General features: G+C 45.4%; 19 protein-coding genes. 13 read left to right on the forward strand and 6 right to left on the reverse strand.

Going from position 1 to position 24,938, the window contains the following annotated elements; all coding sequences use genetic code 11:
• Nucleotides 1-1,135: 1,135 nt before the first annotated feature.
• From C1N53_RS22780 to map, 4 genes are all read left to right on the forward strand, one after another.
• Nucleotides 1,136-1,333, forward strand: coding sequence for a hypothetical protein (locus C1N53_RS22780; RefSeq protein WP_137759209.1), 198 nt, complete (start codon nt 1,136-1,138; stop codon nt 1,331-1,333).
• A gap of 182 nt (nt 1,334-1,515) precedes the next feature.
• Complete coding sequence (locus tag C1N53_RS10200; RefSeq protein WP_137759210.1) at nt 1,516-2,268, forward strand: hypothetical protein; 753 nt, start codon at nt 1,516-1,518, stop codon at nt 2,266-2,268.
• 119 nt (nt 2,269-2,387) lie between these two features.
• Nucleotides 2,388-2,750 carry an ester cyclase gene (locus C1N53_RS10205; RefSeq protein ID WP_137759211.1) on the forward strand — a complete coding sequence of 121 codons (363 nt, stop codon included), beginning with the start codon at nt 2,388-2,390 and terminating at the stop codon, nt 2,748-2,750.
• Between the two features lie 163 nt (nt 2,751-2,913).
• Nucleotides 2,914-3,678: a type I methionyl aminopeptidase gene (gene map / locus C1N53_RS10210; RefSeq protein ID WP_137759212.1), complete on the forward strand. Its 765-nt coding sequence runs from the start codon at nt 2,914-2,916 to the stop codon at nt 3,676-3,678.
• A 273-nt stretch (nt 3,679-3,951) separates the two neighbouring features.
• On the opposite strand, the gene C1N53_RS10215 is transcribed toward map, so the two are convergent.
• The 4 genes from C1N53_RS10215 to C1N53_RS10230 all read right to left on the reverse strand — a co-directional run bounded on the left by C1N53_RS10215 (nt 3,952) and on the right by C1N53_RS10230 (nt 10,418).
• Entirely contained in the window at nt 3,952-5,385 is a 1,434-nt protein-coding gene (locus tag C1N53_RS10215; RefSeq protein ID WP_137759213.1) for a TolC family protein, read from the reverse strand.
• A complete protein-coding gene (locus C1N53_RS10220) occupies nt 5,378-8,545 on the reverse strand; it encodes an efflux RND transporter permease subunit (protein WP_137759214.1) in 3,168 nt (1,055 codons plus the stop codon). Before C1N53_RS10220 ends, C1N53_RS10215 begins: the two co-directional genes overlap by 8 nt.
• Before the next feature lie 25 nt (nt 8,546-8,570).
• Complete coding sequence (locus tag C1N53_RS10225; protein ID WP_137759215.1) at nt 8,571-9,653, reverse strand: efflux RND transporter periplasmic adaptor subunit; 1,083 nt, start codon at nt 9,651-9,653, stop codon at nt 8,571-8,573.
• A 333-nt stretch (nt 9,654-9,986) separates the two neighbouring features.
• The gene (locus C1N53_RS10230; protein WP_137759216.1) at nt 9,987-10,418 is read right to left on the reverse strand and encodes a hypothetical protein; all 432 of its coding nucleotides are present in this window, start codon (nt 10,416-10,418) and stop codon (nt 9,987-9,989) included.
• A 371-nt stretch (nt 10,419-10,789) separates the two neighbouring features.
• Between C1N53_RS10230 and hisS the strand changes: the two genes are divergently transcribed.
• The 5 genes from hisS (at nt 10,790) to C1N53_RS10255 (ending at nt 17,258) form a co-directional block, all read left to right on the forward strand.
• A complete protein-coding gene (hisS, locus tag C1N53_RS10235; RefSeq protein WP_137759217.1) occupies nt 10,790-12,187 on the forward strand; it encodes a histidine--tRNA ligase in 1,398 nt (465 codons plus the stop codon).
• Nucleotides 12,188-12,196: 9 nt separating this feature from the next.
• Nucleotides 12,197-13,690, forward strand: a complete 1,494-nt coding sequence (hutH, locus tag C1N53_RS10240) for a histidine ammonia-lyase (protein WP_137759218.1) — start codon at nt 12,197-12,199, stop codon at nt 13,688-13,690.
• 147 nt (nt 13,691-13,837) lie between these two features.
• On the forward strand, nt 13,838-15,760 hold the full coding sequence (locus C1N53_RS10245; protein WP_137759219.1) for a gliding motility-associated C-terminal domain-containing protein: 1,923 nt from the start codon (nt 13,838-13,840) through the stop codon (nt 15,758-15,760).
• Between the two features lie 150 nt (nt 15,761-15,910).
• Nucleotides 15,911-16,246, forward strand: a complete 336-nt coding sequence (locus C1N53_RS10250) for a YbaB/EbfC family nucleoid-associated protein (protein WP_137759220.1) — start codon at nt 15,911-15,913, stop codon at nt 16,244-16,246.
• Nucleotides 16,236-17,258: a glycosyltransferase family 2 protein gene (locus C1N53_RS10255; RefSeq protein ID WP_137759221.1), complete on the forward strand. Its 1,023-nt coding sequence runs from the start codon at nt 16,236-16,238 to the stop codon at nt 17,256-17,258. The genes C1N53_RS10250 and C1N53_RS10255 overlap by 11 nt, the downstream gene beginning before the upstream one ends.
• Here C1N53_RS10255 and C1N53_RS10260 read toward each other — a convergent pair.
• Complete coding sequence (locus tag C1N53_RS10260) at nt 17,253-17,471, reverse strand: PspC domain-containing protein (protein ID WP_137759222.1); 219 nt, start codon at nt 17,469-17,471, stop codon at nt 17,253-17,255. The two genes, C1N53_RS10255 and C1N53_RS10260, sit on opposite strands and share 6 nt — an antisense overlap.
• Nucleotides 17,472-17,839: 368 nt before the next feature.
• On the opposite strand from C1N53_RS10260, the gene C1N53_RS10265 reads away from it, so the two are divergent.
• On the forward strand, nt 17,840-18,823 hold the full coding sequence (locus tag C1N53_RS10265) for a pyruvate dehydrogenase complex E1 component subunit beta (protein WP_137759223.1): 984 nt from the start codon (nt 17,840-17,842) through the stop codon (nt 18,821-18,823).
• Nucleotides 18,824-19,043: 220 nt separating this feature from the next.
• Here C1N53_RS10265 and hrpB read toward each other — a convergent pair whose 3' ends face one another.
• Nucleotides 19,044-21,587, reverse strand: coding sequence for an ATP-dependent helicase HrpB (gene hrpB, locus C1N53_RS10270; protein WP_137759224.1), 2,544 nt, complete (start codon nt 21,585-21,587; stop codon nt 19,044-19,046).
• A 347-nt stretch (nt 21,588-21,934) separates the two neighbouring features.
• On the opposite strand from hrpB, the gene C1N53_RS10275 reads away from it, so the two are divergent.
• From C1N53_RS10275 to C1N53_RS10285, 3 genes are all read left to right on the forward strand, one after another.
• Nucleotides 21,935-22,396, forward strand: a complete 462-nt coding sequence (locus C1N53_RS10275; protein WP_137759225.1) for a GbsR/MarR family transcriptional regulator — start codon at nt 21,935-21,937, stop codon at nt 22,394-22,396.
• A gap of 73 nt (nt 22,397-22,469) precedes the next feature.
• Nucleotides 22,470-23,825 (forward strand): TolC family protein, encoded by a 1,356-nt coding sequence (locus C1N53_RS10280; RefSeq protein WP_137759226.1) that lies wholly within the window; start codon nt 22,470-22,472, stop codon nt 23,823-23,825.
• Between the two features lie 24 nt (nt 23,826-23,849).
• Nucleotides 23,850-24,902, forward strand: a complete 1,053-nt coding sequence (locus tag C1N53_RS10285; RefSeq protein WP_137759227.1) for an efflux RND transporter periplasmic adaptor subunit — start codon at nt 23,850-23,852, stop codon at nt 24,900-24,902.
• The last annotated feature ends 36 nt before the right edge of the window (nt 24,903-24,938 follow it).

Here is a 24,938-nt window from a genome sequence, read left to right on the forward strand (position 1 = left end):
GATAAAAACCGGATAATACATCCCCTTGGCTCCATCCCCATTACAGGGACTTCCACGCTACTACGGGATGTTCCGCCCGCGTGCCCTGCCTCGGTACTCTTACTCTTGTGGGTCTGCCACTTGAGCTTCTCCCTTCTCATCAGGACGACACGTTCTCACGTTCCGTGCAAATGCCTGTGTTAAGGTCACGCTGCCTTAATGCCGGATGCCGCATGAGCAGTAGCCAGGTTGCCCTCATGCTTATCCCGGGACAGTGGTGACTCCCGGTTTTGACATCACTTATTCGCTAACGACACTTCTTCAGCAGTTCACTTGCGTTCGTCTCCTTAACACCTACCTGCTACCTTTCCGGTAACTTTTCCTTGTCGCTCACGACCATGCCTTTTAAGCAAAGCCGCACAAGGCGGTTTGGAGCCTGCACCTGACTACCGGCTCCGAGGGGCCTGCCCTCATCATTTGCACAGCACCAAAGGACACTAAAAGCGTCCTTCGTTCGTGACACACCACCACCCTGCGTACGGTTCTCGTACAGGGCGGTTCGTTAAGGATAACACAGCCGCTCTTTACACCAGCTGTGCCCTTGCCCTAGTTTGGGATAAGGCTAGCAAACTATGATGTTTGAACCTCCTTATCGGATTTCGGGCAACTTAACGTTTGGTCCTTCATCACCCTGTGAGGCCTCCGTAGCGCTTACGGCTCGTTTCCAGATGACCGCTGCTGACTTCTCCTCCTGTACACGACAGGACGAGACCTCCCCAGGTAAGCCTCCACACATGACCGGCTCAACGCACTCGCGTGCGCTGCCCTCCTTCCACCTAATCCTGCTGCATCTACTCGAGAGTCGTTTGTTGGCCAGGGGCTTTGCAAAGATGTGCTTGCTTACCCACGACTTCCTGCCTCTTATGCAGCACTGCGTGCGCTCTCTTCGCACTCTCGTGCTCAAGAGTATTCGTCAGTTCAGGTTTTTGCAGTCCCGCTTTCTTCACTGCACGCCTCACGGCCAGCCAGCTTGCGGCTTGCTAATCGGCTTCACCAAATGCCGATAAGGGATTTGCACCCTCTGGATAATCTGAGTATATTTCATAACAAAATATACTCGCGCCATACTGGGCGCACACAAGAGCTAAAACACATTATGCGTGCTTTAGCCAAGTACGTTATGCAAATGCAAAAACAAATGAACTTAACACTTTCTGAAACAAGAGAGATAAATATTCATGATATTGTTGCTCTGTACCAAGCTAATAAATGGAGTTCGGCAGACAAGCCTGATGAATTGTACAAAGTATTTCAGAATTCTCACTCATTACAGCCTGGGACAGCGAAAAATTAGTAGGTCTTGGCAATGCAATTGATATATGGAAGCTTTCATATGTAAATGCTAACAGCAGACGGAGAAGCAAATGGTTTTTATGAAAGACAAGGCTTTGAACGTGCTGGCCATACCGAGCCAATGTGGATTTATAAAGGTCAGGAACATTAAAAAGTTTAAGAGCTACTCAGGATTAGCAGCTTATGAAAAGAATATGTTTTCCGGTGCTTATGTTAACTGCACTAAGCTGCTGTAGTCCGGTTGAAGAAAGACCTTCAGTTGGTGATGCTCCAGCAATTGAAGGCAGGGCTGAAGCCGAGCACAACGGAAAGGAGAAAGATATAGCAGCCCTTTATTCTTTAGAGCCTGCAACGGAAGCAGAATTTGATAAAGCAGCAACTAACTATACTGTCAGTTTCATGATGGGTAGAGATGATGCCCGCAAGGTTAACGGTACTATTTCCCTTAAAATCAATGGTGAGTGGAAACTTATAGAAACGTTAAAAGATACGCTTTTTAATACCGATGACACGGAGATGGCAGCCTATACATATCTGGGGCAAAACAAGGAGTTAAATAAATACTTGGTTGCAGGGCGCTTTTACGAGCATCATGAAAATTATCTCATAGACAAGATTACAGGTGAAATAGCCGCAACAACATGGTCGGAGCCTGCTGTATCACCTGATTTGAGTTTTCTGGCTAATGTATCATTAGCCACGACCATGGACCTAACACCAAATGGAATACAGGTATGGAAGGTGACAAAGAACGGTACCACAACAGCAATTGAAAAATATTTTGAGATCAACCAACAGGAATGGGAAGCATTTGAAATGCAATGGGAATCACCCCGCTCAATAATTATTAAAATAATCGCGATGAAGGAATACGAGATGCTGAAAGGTGAGCCCAAACAGGAAGATTTTATCTACCACCGACTAAAAATAAAATAAATTTGGCTGATAAAGTATAAGTCTGAGTTTCAGCTAGCGCCTCGCAGCCTGTTCTACTTTAACCAGAGCTCAGCGTTAAAACATAAAACTAAATTAGCTAAAATTTAACACGTACAGTTATGAGCAAAAAAGAAACCGCAGTAACATTTCTAAAATTAGCAGGTACCGGTCAGGTTAAAGAAGCATTTGATAAATTCACTACCCCAGACTTTATCCATCACAACCAGTATTTTCAGGGCAGCCGGGAAGCTTTGCAAAAAGCAATGGAAGACGACCACCAAACAAGCCCAAATAAGTCTATAGAAGTTAAACACAGTTATCAGGATGCAGATACTGTAATTACCCATTCCCTTGTTGTTAAGCAAGACATGGAAATAGCCGTAGTTCATATTTTCAGATTCAGAAGTGATAAAATAATTGAACTATGGGATTTAGGCCAACCCATAGCAAAAGATTCTCCTAATGAAAATGGGCTTTTTTAGAAAGAATGAAGTATGTTAAATAAAAGAAGCTACCACCACACGTAATATAAACTTATAATGCCGTTAGTGTTACCTTTATAGTTCGGTAAACCCGATCTGCCGTAGGTTTGATACTCGGAACCATGGGGAGTCAGGTATAAGTGACAACAAAACATAAAAAGACATGTCTATAACAAAAGAATCAGAATTAACAGGGATGAAAGCAGTAAGCGACGTAGTTGCTTATACTTTAAAAGAAATGATTCATTTTGCCAAGCCAGGAATGACCACAAAAGAATTAGACGATTTTGGCGGTAAAATCCTTTCTGACTTTGGAGCAAAATCTGCCCCTTACCAGACCTATAAATTTCCGGGGTGGACTTGCATAAGCGTGAACAATGAATTTTGTCACGGCATCCCCTCCAGCAAAAAAGTTTTAAAAGAAGGCGACTTAATAAATATAGATGTTTCGGCAGAACTTAATGGTTTTTGGTCAGACAATGGCGCTTCATTTATTCTTGGAGAAGATTTAAACGGTCACCAAAAACTCGTTGACGCTTCCAAACAAATCCTGCAAAAAACAATAAATCATATTAAAGGGGGTGTTCGTATTTCTGAAATTGGTTACTTAATTGAGACTGAAGCAAAAAGACGTGGCTTTAAGGTTATTAAGAATTTAACAGGACACGGAATCGGTAGAAGCCTTCATGAAGAACCATCTGAAATAGCTAATTTCAAGGACAAATCCAACTTTAACAGGTTTAAGAAGAACGCTGTTGTTGCCATTGAAACTTTTATAACAACAACATCTACTTATGCTGAAACTTTAAAGGACGGCTGGACCCTGGTTGGAAATAAGGGTGGTTTCATGGCACAACACGAGCACACAATTATGGTGACAGATGGTGCCCCGATTATACTAACAGAAAAGAATGAAATTTTTAATTAGGCACTAAGTATAAACACCCGTCAACTGTAAAAAGAAGTAAGAAGGCATCAATTTTATAACCTGTTGCCATCGTTAAAATATTTTCTTCTGCAAATTGATTGCTGTTTTGTGTGTTTAGAGACAACACTTTGACAGCGCCTGCATTAACATAGTACCGCTCCGCAAACCTTGAACCAGTAAGAATACTATTCAAAAAGCAGGAGCCCTCATCTTACAAATCTGTAAAATGAGGGCTCCTGCTTTTTGAATGGTATTGCTGTTACAGCATTGATTTTAATTCCATCCGCCACCTAATGCCTGGTAAATATTTACCAGGGCGCTCATCTGTTGCTTTTTGGTTTCAACCAGTTCAAACCTCGACTCCAGGGCATCGCGTTGCGTCATGAGTACTTCCATGTAATCTGCCCTTGCTGATCTGAACAGATCGTTAGAAATATCGATGGACTGCGTTAGTGCCTGTACCTGCTTCGATTTCAGATCATAACTTCTTTCCAGGTTATCGATTTTAGCCAACTGATTAGCCACCTCCAGATACGCATTCAGGATAGTACGCTCGTAGTTGTACACTGCCTGTAGCTGCTTGGCGCTGGCACTACTATAGGTTGCCTTAATGGCATTCCTGTTAATTAAGGGTGCCACTATATCTCCTGCCAAAGTATACAGCAACGACTCCGGTGTTTTTAACAAGTATGCCGGATTAAAGGCCCTGTAACCAATAGCTGCAGATATACCCAGCGAAGGATAAAACTGTGCTTTGGCCACCTTAACATCCAGCTTGGATGCTGCCAACTCCAGCTCCGCCTGCTTAATATCAGGGCGGTTGGCTAACAACTGCGACGGCAGTCCGGCATGAATGGTAGCTGGGACTAAAGTGTTAAAAGACTCGGCGTTTCTAGGAATTGTCTGCGGGTACCGGCCCAGCAGAAAATTTATCCTGTTCTCCGTTTCGGTAATCCGCTGCTGAATGTCGTACTGCAGGCTTTGGGTACTGAATACCTGCGCCTCAAATCTGCGGACAGCCAGTTCGTTTACCCTGGTAGCTTCTTTCTGTAGCTTCACAATTCGCAGGGCATTGCTTTGAATATCGATGTTCTGCTTTACAATGGCTAACTGGTTATCAAGGGCCAGCAATTCAAAATAAGAATCAGCTATTTCAGCAATAAGGTTAGTAACCATAAAGTTTCGACCTTCAACCGAAGACAAATACCTGCTCACTGCCGCCTTTTTAGCATTGTGCAGCTTATTCCAGATATCTACTTCCCAGGTAGCATAGGCTCCGACTAAAAAGTCTGGCAAAGGCTCTGGCATTTCTTTTTCCGGCTTAATTTCGGTGGTAGCCTCCATTGCCCCTATGTTAGTGTATCTAGGCACTTTGTCAACGCCGGCTGAACCCTGCAGGCCTACAAAGGGCAAGTACTCCCCTTTTCTAACCCTTACTTCGTTTCTGGAAATAGCAATCTCCTGCAACGTGATGTTCAGTTCCTGGTTGTGCTGCAGCGCCGTATCAATTAAGGCTGTCAGATAAGGATCGGTGAAATAATCTTTCCACCGCATCTTTGCTATATTAGTTGTATCCTGCGAGTTGTTAAAACTCGCAGGTACAGCCGTATTCGCTGTTCTTTCTACTACTGATGGAGTTATGCAAGCCGTAAAAGCTAAAGACAGGCAAGCTACTCCTACACATTTATATATGATTCTTTTAAACATTGTGGTGAACATAATCTTCGGTTAAAGGAGTTTCTTCTTCGTCTTTAATCATGTGACGGCCATCTGCCAGGTGGCCGAATATGTAGTACAAGCCTGGCACGATGATGACGCCGAAAATTGTTCCGAACAACATACCTCCAAGGGCAGAAGCACCGATGGTCTGGTTACCAATGGCTCCTGCACCAGTTGCAATTATCAACGGAATTAACCCAGCAATAAAGGCAAATGAAGTCATCAGGATCGGACGGAAACGAACTCTGGCTCCTTCTATAGCAGCTTCGAATATAGAAGCCCCTTCCTGCCGTTTCTGAACGGCAAACTCAACAATCAGCACGGCATTTTTACCTAGCAGACCAATCAGCATGATAAGACCTATCTGCGCATAGATGTTATTCTCCAGCCCCATTAGTTTCAGCAACATAAAGGAACCGAACACCCCAACAGGCAGAGAGAACACCACCGCCAGCGGAATAATAAAGCTCTCATACTGTGCCGCCAGCACAAAGTACACGAACATCAGCACCACCAGGAACACATAAAGCGCCTCGTTTCCTCTGCTAGCTTCGTCGTAAGACAAGCCTTCCCAGGCGATGTCGTAGCCTTTTGGTAAGGTTTGGCTGGCTACTTCCTGTATGGCCTGAATGGCATCTGCAGTAGTATACCCCTTAGCCGGAAGCCCCTGAATGGCTGCTGAATTGTACATGTTGAAACGAGTAATTTCATTGGGTCCCTGCCCTTTTTTAAGCTTCATAAACGATGAGTAAGGCACCATTTCACCCTGATCGTTTTTAACGAAAAGCTTTAAAAGATCAGATGGAAGCCTTCTGAATTTAGGATCAGACTGCACGTATACTTTAAAGAACTGGCCAAACTTGATAAAGCCCTGCTCATAGGTACTACCAATTAAAATATTCAGGTTTTCCATCGCATTATCAATAGAAACTCCTTTCTGCATTGCCAGGCTATTGTCTATCTCCAGCTCGTACTGCGGATAATTGGCAGCGAAAAAGGTAAACAGACCTGTCAGCTCTTTGCGCTTGCGTAAATTTTCAAGGAACTCCTGGTTTATTTTATCAAACTCGTGGTAGTCGGTATCGGTATTTTTATCCAGCAAACGCATAGAAAAACCGCCTGAAGAGCCAAAGCCCGGAATGGCCGGTGGTTCAAAGAACTCAATCACAGCGCCCAGTCCTTTGGTCTCCTCCTCTAACTCTTCCATAATTTCTTTTACGGTATGCTCCCGTTGCGACCAGGCTTTCAGGTTAATAAGACACGTACCCGCATTAGATCCGCGTCCTTCAGTCATAATCTCATAACCAGCCAAAGAAGATACAGATTCTACTCCTTCTATCTCCTCACAAATTTTCTGCAGCTTTTGAGATACCTGGTTTGTTTTTTCCAGGGTAGAGCCCGGAGGCGTCTGGATAATAGCATAGATGGTACCCTGATCTTCGTTCGGTATAAAGCCTGCCGGCAGAACTTGGTTTTCGTAGAAAATACCCGCACCAAATGCCAGTAGTATACCGAAAGTAAGCCACCTTCTGCTCACAATCGACCTTAGCAGGCCTACATATCTTCCGGTAAGTTTTTCAAACCCCCTGTTAAAACTGTCGAGCGACCTGGTAAGCAGGTTTTTCTTCTTAGCCTTACCATGATGGTTCTTCAACAGCATGGCGCAAAGTACCGGGGTTAGCGTCAGAGCGATCAGGGCCGAAATAACGATGGAACTGGCCATGGTAATGGAGAACTGGCGATAAAAAGTACCTACCGGGCCCGACATAAATGAAATAGGCAGGAACACCGATACCATTACCATGGTAATGGCGATAATAGCCCCACTAATTTCGCCAAGCACTTCCTGCACAGCTCTGTAAGGCGATAGATACGGCTTTTCCTCCATTTTTGCATGGACGGCCTCTACCACCACAATGGCATCATCCACCACAATACCTATCGCCAGCACAAGCGCAAATAGTGTTACCAGGTTAATGGAAAGCCCGAAAAACTGAATCACGAAGAATGCCCCTACCAGCGACACCGGCACCGCCAGGATCGGGATCAGGGTAGAGCGCCAGTCGCCCAGGAAGATGAATACCACAATGGCAACCAGTATAAAGGCATCCCGGAGGGTATGAATTACCTGCTCAATGGAAGCATCCAGGAACTGTGATACGTCATAGCTGATCTTGTAATCCATCCCGGGAGGGAAATAAGGTCTCATTTCCTCAAGCTTGGCTTTTACCTCTTCAATTACTTCGCTGGCATTACTGCCGTAGTTCTGCTTTAGCACGATGGCTGCTGAAGGGTGGCCGTCCAGGTTAGAATAAATATCAAAGAATTCGCTACCCAGTTCAGCCGTGGCGATGTCTTTCAGGTGTATGCTTTCACCTTGGGCATTGGCCCGGATAATGATATTCTCATACTCTTCCGGTTCGCTATACCTGCCTTTGTAGGTGAGCACATATTCCAGCGACTGCGCTGCTATACCGGAGCTTTGGCCTAACCTGCCCGGGCGGCCAATAATGCTCTGCTCCCCCAGTGCCTTCATTACTTCATCTACCGAAATATTGTAAGCCCGCATACGATCAGGGTTCAGCCAGATGCGCATCGCATATCTGCGGCTACCGAGAATTTGTGCCCGCGCCACCCCTTTGGTCCGCTGTATTTCAGGAATCATTTTAACGGTAGCATAGTTGAACAGGAACTTCTCGTCCATACTCTCACTCTTCGAGTAGAGGTTAACGTACATCAACATACTCGGCTGGATAGGGGTAATCACCACACCTTCGCGCTGGACGAGTTCCGGCAAGAGTGGCATTACCTGGTCTACCCTCGTTTTCACCCGTATAACGGCATCATTGGGATCGGTGCCTGGTTCAAAAATTACCCTCAGGGTAGCCTCGCCGGCACTGGTTGCATCCGTAGCTATATAGCGCATATCCTGAACACCGTTAATGGCCTGTTCTAAGGTAATCAGTGTGGATTTCACCAGCACATCGGCACTGGCTCCGGGATAGGCAATAAAAATATTTACAGTGGTAGGTGCAATTTCCGGGAATTGAGAAATAGGCATCTGCTTTACAGCCAGGGTGCCTACAAACACAATCATGACCGATATTACAATCGCAAATACAGGTCGCTTTATAAATTTACTAAACATTATTTCTGCTTTTTAGGATACCTGATTATTCTGCATATAAATCCAGCTGCGAGATAACAGCATCAGGCTTCATAAACTTGTAGTGTATTTTTTCATTTTCACGTACCAGACGAAGGCCTTCCAGCAGGAACTTATCTCCTTCGGCCAAGCCATTCTGCACAACATAAATGTGTGGCATTTCAGCGGCTATGGTTATCTCCCTCGACTTTAGCACATCGTCTTTATCAATTACATATACATATTTCTTGTCCAGTACTTCAAAAGTGGCTTTCTGCGGGATAAGCAGCGCATCTTTCATTGGCACACTCATAAGCACGTTACCGGTTTCGCCATGCCTTAACAGTCCTTTCGGATTCGGGAATGTAGCCCTGAAAGCAATGTTTCCGGTTTCGTTGTTAAAGTTGGCTTCTATAGTTTCTACCACGCCCGGATACTCAAACTGCTTATTGTTAGCCATTAACAGGTTTACATTGGCTTTGCTGCCCGTATGTTCCTTAGCCTGATACTCCAGGTATTCTGCTTCCGGAACATTATAGTAAACCCACATTTTACTGTTGTCAGATAGCTCAGTAAGCAGTTCTCCCTCATCCACCAGGCTTCCCAGCCTTACACGAAAGCGGTCGATGATGCCATCGAAGGGTGCCCTGATTTCGGTAAACTGCAGGTGAACACGTGCCAGTGCCAACTCAGCTTTGGCCTTGTCGTATTTGGCTTTGTCCATGGCCAGTTCATTGGGAGCAACTATATTGCTGTCTGCCAGCCTTTTGGTGTTCTGATACTCGATCTGAGCAAAGTTGGCTTCGGCCTGTGCTTTCTGAAGTTCTGCCTCATAGAGCGTCGGCATGATCTGAAACAACAGCTGTCCTTTTTTTACAAACTGGCCTTCGTCTACATAGATCTTTTGCAGGTAGCCTCTTTCCTGAGCTCTTAATTCGATGTGGCTGATGGAACTGATCTGGCACACATAATCCTCCGTAATGGTAGTATCCATTTTAATCGGACTTGTGACCAAAAACTCGGTTTCATGTTCCTTTTCTTCTTTTTTTGATTCACAGCCTGTATGGCATAATAAGACACATAATGCCATAAGCATGAGAAAATTCTTCATGATATTCATGATGATTTGCTTTTAAAATGGTAAGGTTTGGTTGATGATTTTGGATGGTGTATGCATGATACACGGGCTCAGTACATCTGGTATATTGCCTTTGGATGACTGGCAATTATTAGTAATAGAAACAGGTTTATTTAATTAGGGTGCATTGCCACTTGTGGCGATGCAAACAGGTGGTGATAAGCATCATCGTAATGTTCCGCTGAACTACCGTTTTCTTTCCTCTTAAGAATGGGAGGCAAACAAAACAAATCAGTTGCAACAATGCCTGGGCCAGGCTATAAGGCACTAAGATGATGAAGGCAGGTGAAACTGCCGGGCATTACATCATATTCTGAATACCTGGAATATGAGATACCGTCTTTTAGATAAGGTATAAGAAAATTGCTTACAGAACAGTAAGCTCGTTTTAATGAAGCAAAAGAAATAAGCGAGTGTGAGGGTATAAACGAGAGCCGTAAAGTAATTGCCGCTCTCTAAAAGCTCTTTGAAAAAAGTAAGTTCATCGTCTTTCTCCTCAATCTCTGCAACATCTATTTTAGTGTGAATTTCTTTTTCAGAAACAGAAGAGAGGTGCTTCAGGAGGACTAAAGCCTGGCTATAGTGGTCTGTGCCGAAGCTGGAAAACCCGGATGCCGCCAGATTTTGAGAAGAAGCCTTCGGGCTAAAGTATTCTAACGCATGGGCATACAGTTGACTGTACCCACTCAACAGGAGAATACCTAGCGTTAGAAAAAAACTAAATAGCAACTTCTTCATTCGGGCGCAAACTTACATAAAGTTGATAATCAAGACAAGGATTTATTTATTAAATGTTGTAACATTAATTAGCGGAAACTTTAACCTTCTTCGGCTTTTCTTACTAGCTCTGAAATAAAACTTATAATTCGTTATGTGCAGCTCTACATGCAGGGCACTTCATAGAACATAAAGATTATGCAGGCGCTATCTTATTAGCTGTCAATATAGTATTACAAGTCGTTATTACCAGCAAAAACATCAGAAAAATAAAATTTGATGCATAGATACGTTTGTTTCACCTGCTTGGAGGCAACGGCTTTAAGAGCAAAAGCCAGTAAAAACTGCCTCATATTTTAGTTTTTAGTAACTTCGCCTTCAAATACGAAGGCATGAGCAAAGAAAAACCATCTATACCAAAAGGAACACGTGATTTCGGACCTAATATTGTTGTAAAGCGCAATTATGTTTTCAACATTATCAGGCGTACTTTCGAAAAGTTTGGCTATCTGCCCCTGGAAACCCCGGCCATGGAACAACTGTCGGTCCTAACCGGCAAGTATGGCGAGGAGGGCGATCAGCTTATATTTAAGATTTTGAATTCGGGCGACTTTTTATCTAAAACAACAGCCTCAGATATAGAACAGGGTGCCAGACACCTGACCCGCAAAATTTCGGAGAAAGCACTCCGTTACGATTTAACAGTGCCTTTTGCCCGCTATGTGGTCATGAACAGAAACGACATCTCGTTTCCGTTTAAGCGCTACCAGATACAGCCTGTATGGCGTGCCGACAGACCTCAGAAAGGCCGTTACAGAGAGTTTTACCAATGCGATGCCGATGTGGTAGGTACAAACTCTCTTCTTTGTGAAGCTGAAATTGTACAGATGATCAACGAGGTACTTACCACCTTGGGCCTTACCGACTTTACCATTAAAATAAACCACCGGGGAGCTTTGGCTGGCATAGCAGAGGCAATCGGTGAAAAAGGGCGTGAAGGCGAAATATGTGTGGCCATTGATAAACTGGACAAGATCGGCCAGGAGGGAGTACGCAAAGAGCTGCTGGAACGTGGTATAGCCGAAGCAGCTGTGGATAAACTGGAGCCTCTTTTCAGCCTTTCGGGTAGCAACGAAGAGGTTCTGCAACAGTTAGATGCTATTATTGGCCATACGGCTGAAGGAAGCAGAGGACTGGCAGACCTGAAAGAGGTATGGCAATACTTATCCGGATTAGGCAGCCAGGCGCTCTCTGCTCAAAATCCGTCCAGCAATCCACGCCTGATGCTCGATGTTACTTTAGCCAGGGGCCTCTCCTACTACACCGGCTGTATTTTCGAGGTGAAAGTAAACAACGTGAGCATGGGCAGCATTAGCGGCGGTGGCCGCTATGATAACCTGACAGGCATGTTCGGGCTGCCAGGTGTATCGGGTGTAGGTTTTTCTTTTGGCGTAGACCGGATTTATGATGTACTGGAAGAACTGCAGCTCTTCCCGGAAAGTGCGCAGCTGAGCACTCAGGTCCTGCTGATCCAGTTCGATAAAGCATCGGAAGCCTATGCACTGCCTTTGCTGCAGCAGCTCCGCGATGCAGGCATTGCATCTGAGCTTTACCCGGAGGCGGTAAAACTGAAAAAGCAGATGAGCTATGCCGACCAGAAAAACATACCTTATGTGCTCCTGATCGGTTCAGAAGAAATAGCGTCGGGCCAGTTACAGCTTCGCAACATGCAAACAGGGCAGCAGCAAAGCCTTACCATCAAAGAGGTGATCAGCCACCTGAACGCCTAGATACCTGCTATGAGTAAAGTACACTATATCTCTGGTGAGCAACTAACACTGGAGCAGTTAGCCCTTATACTGGAGCAGAACTACAGCCTTGCTTTATCAGAAGAGGCTGAAGCAAACATTCTGAAATGTCATGCTTATTTGCAGGAGAAAATCAAGGCAACAGATCAGAGTATCTACGGCATCAACACAGGGTTCGGGGCCTTGTACAAAAACAAAGTTTCCCCGGCAGACCTGGAACAACTGCAACGCAACCTGATGATGTCTCACGCCTGTGGTACCGGGCCTGAAGTACCCGCACAGGTAGTTAAACTCATGCTGCTCCTGAAAGTGCAGTCGCTGGCTTACGGACATAGCGGTGTGCAATTGCAAACAGTAAAGCGCCTGATCGATTTCTACAACCGAGACATTTACCCAATTGTGTATCAGCAAGGCTCGCTTGGCGCAAGTGGCGACCTGGCTCCCCTGGCCCACCTTTGCCTGCCCCTGATCGGCTTAGGTGAAGTTTACTACCAGGGCTACCGACTCGAAACGAAGCATGTCCTGGAGCTGTTCAGCTGGGAACCCATCACGTTAAAAGCAAAGGAAGGGCTGGCCCTGCTGAACGGAACACAGTTTATGAGTGCCTATGGTGTTTATTCATTATTAAAAGCCGGCAACCTTTCTCATGCAGCCGATACTATCGGAGCACTATCGCTGGATGCGTTTAATGGTCGGCCGGAGCCCTTTCACGAACTCATTCACCGTATACGCCCGCATAAGGGCCAGCAGGAAACAGCCGCAAACTTCAGGCAATTGCTCCATGGCAGCCAGCTGATCCAGCAGAAAAAGCTGCACGTGCAGGACCCGTATTCCTTCCGCTGTATACCACAAGTACATGGAGCCTCTAAAGACACCCTGCGCTATGCCGAAGAGATTATCCTGACAGAGATAAATGCTGTAACAGATAACCCTAATATTTTCCCGGACGAAGATGTGATCTTATCAGGCGGGAATTTTCATGGACAGCCTCTGGCGCTGGCGCTGGATTTTCTGGCCATTGCCTTGGCTGAACTGGGAAATATTTCAGAGCGGAGAACATACCAGCTTATATCCGGTTCGCGCGGATTACCTGAATTCCTGGTTGCAGAACCCGGGTTAAATTCCGGCTTTATGATCAGCCAGTATACTGCAGCTTCTATCGCTAGCCAGAACAAGCAATACTGTACTCCCGCCTCTATAGATTCTATCCCCTCATCCAACGGACAGGAAGACCACGTAAGCATGGGAGCAAATGCTGCTACCAAACTTTATACAGTAGTGCATAACGTGGAACGGATACTGGCAATAGAACTGCTGAACGCTGCCCAGGCCCTGGAGTTCAGACGGCCCTTGCAAAGCTCTCCTGCACTGGAGCAATTAGTGGCACAATACAGAGAGCAGGTACCTTTTGTCGGTTCCGATGTGGTGTTGCACGATTATATAGAAAAAAGCATTGCATTCGTTAGCAGATGGCAGAAAACGTAAAATGCAGTTCTGTGGTAAATAGATAGCCGAGTATTCAAAACCTAAGAAAATTTGTTGCGTTATCTGCTAGCTGACAAGTATTTCTTTTTGCTTATTGCTGCTTTTAAACAGATAAAAGTAGTACATTAGAATAAACAGGTTTTACACTTGAGATATCTATTTACCATACTGCTCCTCTTCTTATGCAACTTCTCTTTTGCCCAAAGGTGCTTTGAGGCTATGCAGAATGGTATTATAGTAGAAAATATCTGTACGGGCATCCCAGTATCTTTCTCGAACTGCTCAAACCAAAGCGCTACTATCTTCTATTATACAGGTCCTGAAGCCTTCAATCCTCAACAATTTGAACAAGAGGAGCTGATTAAAGCTCAAGAAAATGTTACTTTTCAGAATCCCGGTACTTACAAAATAACTCAGATCATAAACACTGGAAAAGTTGACGCAAATGGAGAGGTAATAACTGAAATATTTGAAAAAGAATATAAAGTTAGAGAAGCTCTCCCTCCCGCCTTTACAACCATAACTTGCGGCAACAACCAAGTACAGATACTTATAACGGATCAGAACTACGATACTTTTACGATAGATTTTGGTGATGGTACTGTTTACACGGTTAATCAGGGAGACCAGGTACCGCACTTTTACCTGGATAACCAGGCTCATATAATTACGGTGGAGGGCAGCTACGAAAACAGTTCCTGCTCCGCTACTGCTACCTTCAACTATACACCATTTGTAAATCCTCCCGCTCCTACTATCACTGAAATCAGGGTAGTTGAGGAAGATCCAAATAGTGGGGTACTGGAACTTGCGCTTAACAACCTCCAGGCCGGCTACAGTTATACCATCGAGCGCTTCACCGGTGGTCCTGTTCCTTTTGAAGAACTTGCCTCCATCGTACCAAATGCCCTGGGGAACAACAGCGTCAGGATTGAAAATGTGAATACCCTCACTCCTGAAAGATACCGGGTACTTACAGTGGATGCCTGTGAAAATCCGATAGACTTTACCCTGCCCACAAGTTCTCTTATTCTGGAGGCAGAACAGGTAAATAACGAAGTACAGCTAAACTGGAGTGATATTTCACAGTTTCCCCAGCAATATGAGGTATACAGAAATGGCGTTTTACTGCAGACACTTGCACCGGATGTAACCAGCTATACCGACTCCGACTTTAGCTGTAACCAGACTTACTGCTATACCATCCGGCTGAGAGAAACCAATGGCACATCATCCGTTTCTGCTGAAAAATGCTTTACTATTTCCAACACTTCCGTTCCGCCGGCAGGCACCCTTTATTCTACTTTTAATACAGCCAATCAGGTAGAACTGGTGCTGGAGGTGCCGCAGGGGCAGGAGGCAACACGTGTTAGTTACCATAAAAGCAGGCTAGGTGCGCCTTACGCAGCCATAGCAACAGTTCCGCAACTACAGTTTACCGATGCAAATGCCGACCTGAACCCGGTTTGCTACAAAGCATACTATGCCAACTCCTGTGGACAAAGCTCCAGCGAAAGCTCTACCACCTGCCCTGTTATACTGCGTGCGGCACAGCCAAACGATGTTTCTGCTTCTTTTGCCTGGTCTGGATTTATAGGTTTTGCAGAAGGTATCAGATCATATACTTTGGAGCTGCTGGATGATAATCTACAGGTAATAGCCACCATTCCGGTTACAGGTAATACCTATACCGAGAACAATCTAAACGAAGAATTACAAACCTTACGCTACCGCATCAGAGTTACCTCCAACAACGATAGAGTTTCCTATTCGAACAGTATAGCGATAGAACAAAAGCTGCGGCTCTATATACCGTCTGCCTTCACACCTAACGGCGATGGTTTAAATGATCTGTTCGAAGTAAAGGGAGAAACATTTACAGCATTTACTATACAGATCTACCACCGGAGCGGGAATCTGCTCTTTAGCTCTTCAGACCAGCAGCAAAGTTGGGACGGAACGCACCAGGGCAAGCCAATGCCAGCCGGTGCTTATGTATATGAGGTAAATGTTACGCTTAGAAACGGAATGCAGAAAAACAGGAGAGGCACTGTGACTATTTTACGCTGATATTGCAAGGGATAGAGGAAAGGAAATTAACTTCATAAACAGCAAGCTTACGAATATCAACTCTAAATTCTGATATTTAGCTTGTATATTTGCGTAAGCCTACAAGCCAGGATGCGCCTGGCTTTATCTAACTATCTAAAGAAGAAAACTATGTTTGATATGTTCGGCATGATGGGCAAACTGAAAGATGTCCAGGCTAAAATGAAAGAAGCTCAAGATAACTTACAACATATTACGGTTACAGCGGAATCCGGGGCTGGACTTGTAAAAGCAACTGTAAACGGGCAGCGCAAGCTGCTTAAAATTGAAATCGACGAATCTATCCTGAATGCCAACGACCGTGAAATGGTAAACGATCTGGTGGTAGCAGCTGTAAACAACGCGATGCTAACCGCAGGCGAAAGAGCACAGGAAGAAATGAAGAAGCAAACGGAAGGACTCCTCCCAAACATACCTGGTTTAGACCTCGGAAATTTTGGACTATAATACCTGCCAAACGGCAATTGTTATTTTAAACTGGAACGGCCTGCATTACCTGCAGGAGTTCCTGCCATCGGTTATAGCAAACAGCACAGGCTGCCGGGTTATAGTAGCAGACAATGCCTCTACCGATGGTTCTATTGCTTTTTTAAGAGCAAGCTATCCTGAAGTTGGTATCATAGAACATAATAGTAATCTGGGCTTCTGCGAAGGGTATAACCACGCTCTCCGTCAAATTGAAGCAGACTACTATGTGTTGCTCAATTCCGATGTAGCGGTACCTCCCCAATGGATAGACCCGATTATTTCCCTGATGGATGCAGATGCTGCCATTGCTGTATGCCAGCCCAAGATCAATTCGCAGAAGCACCCCGATTTTTTTGAATATGCCGGTGCAGGCGGAGGACTGCTGGACTCGTTGGGTTACCCTTACTGCCGTGGCCGGCTGTTTGAGTCGCTGGAGGAGGACCTGGGCCAGTATAACGATGTACAGGAAATTTTCTGGGCAACAGGCGCCTGTATGTTTGTACGGGCATCGGTTTTTCATGAGCTGGGCGGCCTGGAACCTGCCTTTTTTGCGCACATGGAGGAAATTGACTTTTGCTGGCGGGCTAAAAGTGCGGGCTATAAAGTAATGTATAACGGCCATTGCCAGATTTTTCATGTTGGTGGCGGCACGCTGCACAAATCCAACCCCAGAAAAACATTTCTGAACTTCAGAAACGGACTGGCGCTGCTTTACAAAAACCTGCCTGCATCAGAACTAATCGCTACCGTAAGTTTCCGGATTATATTGGATTGGGTTGCAGCCGTAAGAATGGTAGTTGCCGGCCAGGGTGCCGACGCTAAAGCCGTGCTGGATGCCCATGCCGATCTGCTGCGCAACAGCAGTTACTGGCGCAGGCAGCGAAAGGCACAACAGCCAAAAGCAAAATTTCCCCGGATGACGGGAGTATACAGAGGAAGTATTGTCTGGGAGTATTTTATCAGGCAGAAAAGAACCGTGCAGGAACTATAGATCCCAGACAGTGCTGCGCTCACGGCGAAGGCTTTTCTGAACATTCAGCCAAAACGCAAGCATCAGGTAAATAAGCACAGGCGAACCCATGGTTAAGAAAGAAACATATATGAAAGACAGGCGAATGCTGCTACTGGCAATGCCGAGTTTTTCACCCAGCATCGTGCACACGCCAAAGGCTTGACTCTCGATAAAGTACTGGAGACGTTTCATTTTATTTAATTTTAAACTATAAAAATATAATATTCTGGTTTGCCTACAAAATTTTATCCTGATAATTGTTCTGTAACTGGCAATAATTTAAGTAATTCCTTTTTACGTAAAATGTAATTTTCCGATCATCTCCTGCAGCCTTGGCAGCCAAGTTAATTTCATCTACCGATCTGATTATTAAACTTTTTCTGTTTGTCTCTATTGTACCGCCCTATTTGGATTAGCTGTAAAAGCCATCTGCGGAGTTGGCAATGTATATACAACTCATACACCTCCGGCCATCCTCCTGCATAAAAGCGTCAGGTTTACATTGTATTTTGAAAGACTTCTTTTAATTTTACCAACTGAACCGAGATTTAACTTATCATATGCGAACTATACAGTTTAGAGAAGCCCTGCGCGAGGCTATGTCAGAGGAAATGCGCCGCGACCAAAGCGTGTTTCTGATGGGTGAAGAAGTAGCAGAATATAATGGTGCTTACAAAGTGAGCCAGGGTATGCTGGACGAATTCGGACCTGAGCGTATAATAGACACTCCTATTGCTGAGCTTGGTTTTGCTGGTATAGGTGTTGGAGCCTCTATGAATGGCCTGCGCCCTATCATTGAGTTCATGACTTTCAACTTCTCATTGGTAGCCATCGACCAGGTTATCAACTCTGCTGCCAAAATGATGTCTATGTCTGGTGGCCAGTATTCTTGCCCTATTGTTTTCCGCGGACCAACTGGTAGCGCTGGTATGTTGTCTTCGCAGCACTCCCAGAACTTTGAAAACTGGTATGCTAACACCCCAGGCCTGAAAGTGGTGGTTCCTTCTAACCCATACGATGCCAAAGGTTTGTTGAAGTCTGCCATTCGTGATAACGACCCTGTTATTTTCATGGAGTCTGAGCAGATGTACGGTGATAAAGGCGAAGTTCCGGAAGAAGAATACCTGATTCCGATCGGTGTTGCTGATATCAAACGTGAAGGTACAGATGTAACCATCGTTTCTTTCGGCAAGATGATGAAAGTAGCCTTGGCTGCTGCTGAAGAACTGGCAAAAGACGGTGTGAATGCCGAAGTAATTGACCTTCGTTCTGTACGCCCGATCGACTATAAAACACTGATTGAATCTGTGAAGAAGACTAACCGCATGGTAGTGGTAGAAGAGGCATGGCCTTTGGCTTCTATTTCTGCTGAGTTAGCTTATCATATCCAGAGCAACGCATTCGATTATATGGATGCACCGGTGAAGCGTGTTACTTGCCGCGATGTACCTCTTCCTTATGCTCCTACGCTTATTGAAGCCTCTCTGCCAAATGTAGAGCGCACCATCGAAGCAGTAAAGCAGGTAATGTATGCTAAAGCTTAGTTTTAGACGCTAGAGATTAGATATTAAACTTAAATATCAGAAATTAGATAAAAGCCACAGGCGAAGCTTCTTATAGGTTTTGCCTGTGGCTTTTTTATGAAGAGCAAAAGCTGATTTACTGCACCACTTAACTTCGAATCAGTGCACGCCTTTCACCAAATTTATATGTCACCTTCATTATGTGGTGTCGCCGATTATTAATTCTTAATTTGGCAAAGCATTAATGCCTTTTCTTAGTGCCTCGTGTAGGGACAGCCGAAAGCGGGTCCTCAGGCCAATGGTGCTTCGGATAACGTCCACGCAAATCTTTCCTGACCTCGAAATAACCGCTATTCCAGAAACTGCGCAGATCTTTGGTAACCTGTACGGGCCTGGATGCAGGTGAGAGCAGATGCATTAATACAGGCACCTTACCACCAGCAATTCTTGGTGTATCGAGCATGCCGAATACTTCCTGTAAGCGCACAGCCAGTACAGGACTGGCAACATCTGTATAATCCAGGGCAATACGTGAGCCACTCGGCACCTGCAGATGTGAAGGTGCTAATCTGTCCATTTCCTGCCGTTGCTCCCAACTTAGCTCAGTCAGCAGTAATTCATTAAAATCTAACCTGGATACCTGGTCCAGCGACCTCAGCCCTGCCAGGTGTGGCAACAGCCAGCGCTCCATTGTAGATGCCAGGGCAGTATCTGATACATCAGGCCAGCCTGCGGGGTTCAGCTCTTGCAGAAACGCAAGTCTTTGCCTTGTCTTTTTTGCTTCGTCCGACCAGGGCAGCCGCTCCACTCCCCTCTCCTGCAGAGCTTCTAGCAAGGCACTGGCCACTACATCAGGATCAGGTTTTGCCAGGTTAGCCTCTTCCAGCACCAAGGCTCCTAAACGCTTGAGCTCCCGGGCCACCACTTTTTCAGCCGTTACATCCCATTTTACTTCCTGCAGCACTTCTACCTGTTCAGCAAAATGTGCCAGAATCTCAGCTTTTAAAACGGGGGCAGCCAATAAAACCCGTGCTGCCTTTCCTGTTTCCAAATGTGCTACACCATAAAAAGCTGCTTCTGAAAACAGCTCTGTTGCCAGCGATGCTCTCTGTCCTGTTACCAGTCTCACCCGGCCTGAACTTTCCAACTGAGCTAATCGATCAGGATAAGCCAGTGCTGTCAGTAAACCTGTTGCATCCAGGTTTAATCTATGCTCCGTAATACGCAGACGCTGGCGCAGATTCCGGGCTTGCTCCTTCACCCTTCTCAAAGCATTTTCGTCTGTCACAAAACCCGGTATTTGCGGCCTTTTACCTTCTAATAGCTCCAGCCGCAGGTGCAAATCGGGCAGCACCTCGCCCTGCCCTGCCTGCATGGGCTTCAGAATATCTTTTTCTGAAAGTAATGCTGCCAATGCACAGGCAGTAGCTCCAAATCCCAGTTCATAGCCCCGCATAACTAGGTGCCCCAGTCTCGGGGGCAGCCCTAGAGATGCCAACGCTTTTCCATGGCTGGTCGGGTTGCCAGCCACATCAATTGCCTCAAGCCTTAGCAGAAGATCCCGGGCCAGTGCAAGCGCCGCAGCCGGGGGAACATCCAGCCATTTGAGAGCTGTTACATCTTTTGTACCCCAGATTGCCAGTTCCAGAGCAAGACCAGCCAGATCGGCCTCTCTTATTTCAGGTTCCTGGCGGGGTGGCAACTGCAGTTGATCGGCCGTTGACCATAACCTATAACAACTGCCAGGCCCTAAACGGCCTGCCCGGCCTCTTCGCTGATCGGCGGCTGCCTGCGAAACAGGTATGGTAGCCAGCGTTGTTAAGCCAGTGCGGGGGATAAACTTGGGAACCCGTGCAAAGCCTCCGTCAATCACTATTTTTACACCTTCAATTGTTAAGCTGGTTTCGGCTATACTGGTGGCAAGCACCACTTTTCTGCGGCCTTTCGGTGCAGGCTGAATAGCAGCTAGTTGTTTGGAAAGGGCCAGGTCGCCGTGCAGAATATGCAGGTCTGTAGTAACCGGCAGTCGCTCCTCCAACTGCCGGGCAACACGCTTCATTTCGCCCATGCCAGGCAAAAATACCAGTATATCTCCCTCCTCATGCTTTTCCAGGGCAAGCCGGATATGCTTAGGTACTAAATGAGAAAGCCGCTCTGCCGGGCGGGTTCCTGCAGCAGCCACCTCTACAGGTGCTAAATAATGTGTTTCCACGGGAAACTGGCGGCCTTCGCTGCGCACCACCGGGGCTTCCAGCCACGCGCCAACTGCAACAGCATCCAGTGTAGCACTCATTACCAGCAAGCGCAGGTCCGGGCGCAGGACAGCCTGTGCATCAAGCGCAAGGGCTAATCCGAGATCGGCCTGCAGGTTCCGCTCATGAAACTCATCAAAAATTATAGCTGCTACACCTTCCAGAGCCGGGTCTTCCTGCAACAGGCGTGTCAAAATGCCTTCTGTCACGACCTCAATTTTTGTTTCACCGGAAACCACATGCTCCATCCGCACCCAGTAGCCCACCGTATGGCCGATAAGCTCTCCCAGCAGGGCAGACATTCGCTCTGCGGCGGCACGTGTTGCCAGGCGGCGAGGCTCCAGCAACAGGATCTTTCCTTTATTTCTCCAGGCAGCATTTAAGAGCGCCAGAGGCACCAGTGTCGTTTTACCGGCACCGGGAGGTGCTTCCAACACCACCCGCGTATGCTTTTCGAGGGTGTGCAGCAGGTCCGGGAGGGCATCTTTAACGGGAAGATCAGGCAGGGAAAAAAGAAATTCTGATGTCGGCATAGTCCCGTAAAGTTCGGGAATGTTTTTTAATTCTGCTTCTTTTGCCACCAAGGCAACCAGCCGGAGCAGGAAAGAAAAAGTTTGTAAAAGCTAAACTCAACAAGGATGCCCGTTTGTTCTAATCAGGATCTGCAGTAATATCTTTTGTGCGGGCTGCAGACGGGGCTTAAATGATGACTAAGAAGTGAAATTTTATAACGGCCACCCATTTAAAGCTTTTCAGAGGCTATATGGAGTGCCAAAAAGAAGGAAATAAAAATATAAAAAATTTAGTTCTTTAAATTATGAACTAACGGAACAATACACTACCTTTGTGCTGTTGAGTAGGTATGATAACAACGAAATTAATGGAATTAACAGAAAATAAAAAGGCCCTTGTAGAGAAGATTGGTATCTTCTACGAAAACGTAGGTTTGCAGCCTGCTGCAGCACGTGTGATGGGACTGCTTTGGCTTTCTGATAGTCCTGAACTAACATTTGATGAAATTACCTCTGCCTTATGCATCAGCAAAAGCGCTACCAGCAATGCTGTTAACCTGCTTTTGCAAACAGGCCAGCTGGAATATATCACCTTCACCGGTGACAGAAAAAGATACTTCAGGTTGAAAGTTTCAAACTGGCGTGAGAACTTTGCTGATAAGATCCAGGGCTTAACAAAATTCAAAGATCTGTTAACACAGGTGCTGGAAGTAAGAACCAAAGAAACAACAGCATATAACCAGAATATAAAAGAGCTGAGCAGCTTTTTAGAGTTTGTTCAGCAGGAACTGCCTAACCTTCTTAAAAAGTGGGAAGAACAAAACAGCTAATTTTTTTATCATTTTAGTTCTTTTATTTCTGAACCAAACATAATTATATAAACCAACTAATAATTTATAAACCGTGATCAAGAAGCATTTACTACTAAGTCTCCTCCTTTTGCTTGGCGTGAGGTTTAGTTATGCACAAAACCAGTCAGGAGGCAATGTACTGACATTACAGGAGGCACTGCAGTACGCCACCAGCAATAACATAGGGATTCAGAAAGCACTACTGGATGAAAAAGGTGCTGAATACATGATAAAGGAAACCAAAGGCTCTGGTTTGCCACAGATTAATGGTACAGGACAATTAAGTATTTATCCGTCTATTCCTACTCAGTTGCTACCAGGTGAAATTGTTGGAAAGCCAGGAACTTATGTTCCAGTACAATTTGGCACAAAGTATAATGCCAATGCGGGTTTTGAGCTATCTCAACTCATCTTTAGCAAATCATACTTTGTAGGTTTAGAAGCTGCTCAAACTACGCGTGACCTGTATGAGCTTCGCACCAGAATGAGCCAGGAGGATGTGATATACAATGTTAGCTCGGCCTATTTACTAGCACTTCAGACGAAAGAGCAGTTTAACTCGGTGGAAGCCAACTTCAATCGCCTGGTGCAACTGGAGAAAATACTTACACTGCAGTACAAGAATGATTTTGCCAAGAAAGTAGACGTTAACCGCATTACCGTTAACAAAACGAACCTGGAAAATCAGCGCCAGGCATTGGCAACAGCTTATGAGCAACAGAAGAATGCGCTGAAGTTTTTCATAGGCATGCCCCTGGATCAGCAAATTGAAATAGAAAACAATGCCACGCTGGACAATGTAGCATTACCTGTTAATACCAATGCTGCTGATGTGCTGACACAACGTGTAGATTACCAGTTACTGCAAGCCCAGAAAAAACTGTATGGCCTGAACATTGAAAACATCAGGGGAAAAGCTTTTCCTACATTAGCAGGATTTGGCCAGTACTCATACCAGGCGCAGCGCAAGGAATTTAACTTCTTTGATACTAATCAGCCTTGGTTTAACACCTTTGTGTTAGGCGTTAGATTAAATATACCGGTTTTTGATGGCTTTCAGAGAAAGAACCAGTTAAAGCAGGCCCAGATTGAAATGCAGAAAACTGATCTGGATATTACAAACCTGACACTTGGCACACAACTGAGTCTGGATAATGCTTTGAAGCAAATTGCAACCAGCCAGTTGACTATTCAAAACCAGGAACGAAATGTAAGCCTGGCCCAGGAGGTATATGATACCACCAACGATCTGTACAAAGAAGGTCTTTCTCCTCTTACGGATTTACTGGATGCAGAAGTAAGCTTAAGAGAAGCACAGACTAACCTGAACAACGAAAGACTAAAATATAAAATCGCACAGCTGGATTATATGAAAGCCAGAGGTGAACTGAATAACCTAATTAAATAACATCAATTCTGTACATACAATAAAATGAAAAAACTGATTTATATCCTCGTTGTTGTGATCCTGATAGGCGCTGTTGCCTTTACTCTCAACAAGAACAAACAGGAAATGACAGAAAAAGCTGCCGTAGCTGAGATCAGAAGTGAAGCTATTCCGGTTGCCATTACAGAACCAAAAGTAGAAAAACTGGATAAGTCCTTTATAGCGCAGGGTAACTTCAGGCCATACCAAAGCCTGACATTAACTTCTGAAACACAAGGACAGGTACTGCGCGTGTTAAAACGCAAAGGTGACAGGGTAAAAGCCGGTGAACTGCTGGTGCAGGTAGAAAGCAATACCATGAACGCCGACCTGGCTACTGCTCAGGCCAATTATGAGAAAGCTAAAAGAGATTTAGCCCGTTTTGAGAACCTGGCAGAAGGTGATGCTATCACCAAACGCCAGTTAGAAGAGGCCCGCCTGCAGGTGAACGCGACACAGGCTCAGTTAGTAGCTGCACGTCAGCGCCTTACTAAAACCAACATTACAGCACCTTTCAGTGGTGAGATAAATGAGATCCATGTGGAAGTTGGTTCTTACCTAAACCCGGGTGCAAAACTCTATGACCTTGTAAATGTGGATCGCCTGAAACTGAATGTAAAGGTTTCTGAAGCGGAGGTATTGCTGGTAGAAAGAGGCAGCAAAGTAACTGTAAGAGCAAATGCCGGAGGCGGAGAGGAATACGAAGGTACTGTAACAGCAGTAGCCGCCCAATCCGACCCGACCTTAAAATACGATGTAGAAGTTGAAGTGAAAAACGCTTCAAACAACAATCTGAGGGCTGGTATGTATGGCACAGCTTTCTTTGAAATATCCGATCAGCGTGATGCCCTGCTGTTGCCTCGCCAGGCTATTGTAGGTAGTATACAGGATCCGAGTGTGTATGTGGTGGTAAACCAGAAAGCAGCACTTCGCAAAGTAAGAGTAGGTACTGTAACACAAGACAGAGTTGAGATTCTGGACGGTGTACAGACAGGTGAAAAAGTAGTACAAAGCGGCCAGATTAACCTGCGCGAAGGCATACAGGTAAAAGCCCTCTAATACTAAAGTTAACTCCTTTATTTAACAATCAGGGAA

Source organism: Pontibacter sp. SGAir0037 (assembly GCF_005491705.1).
Lineage (GTDB): Bacteria > Bacteroidota > Bacteroidia > Cytophagales > Hymenobacteraceae > Pontibacter.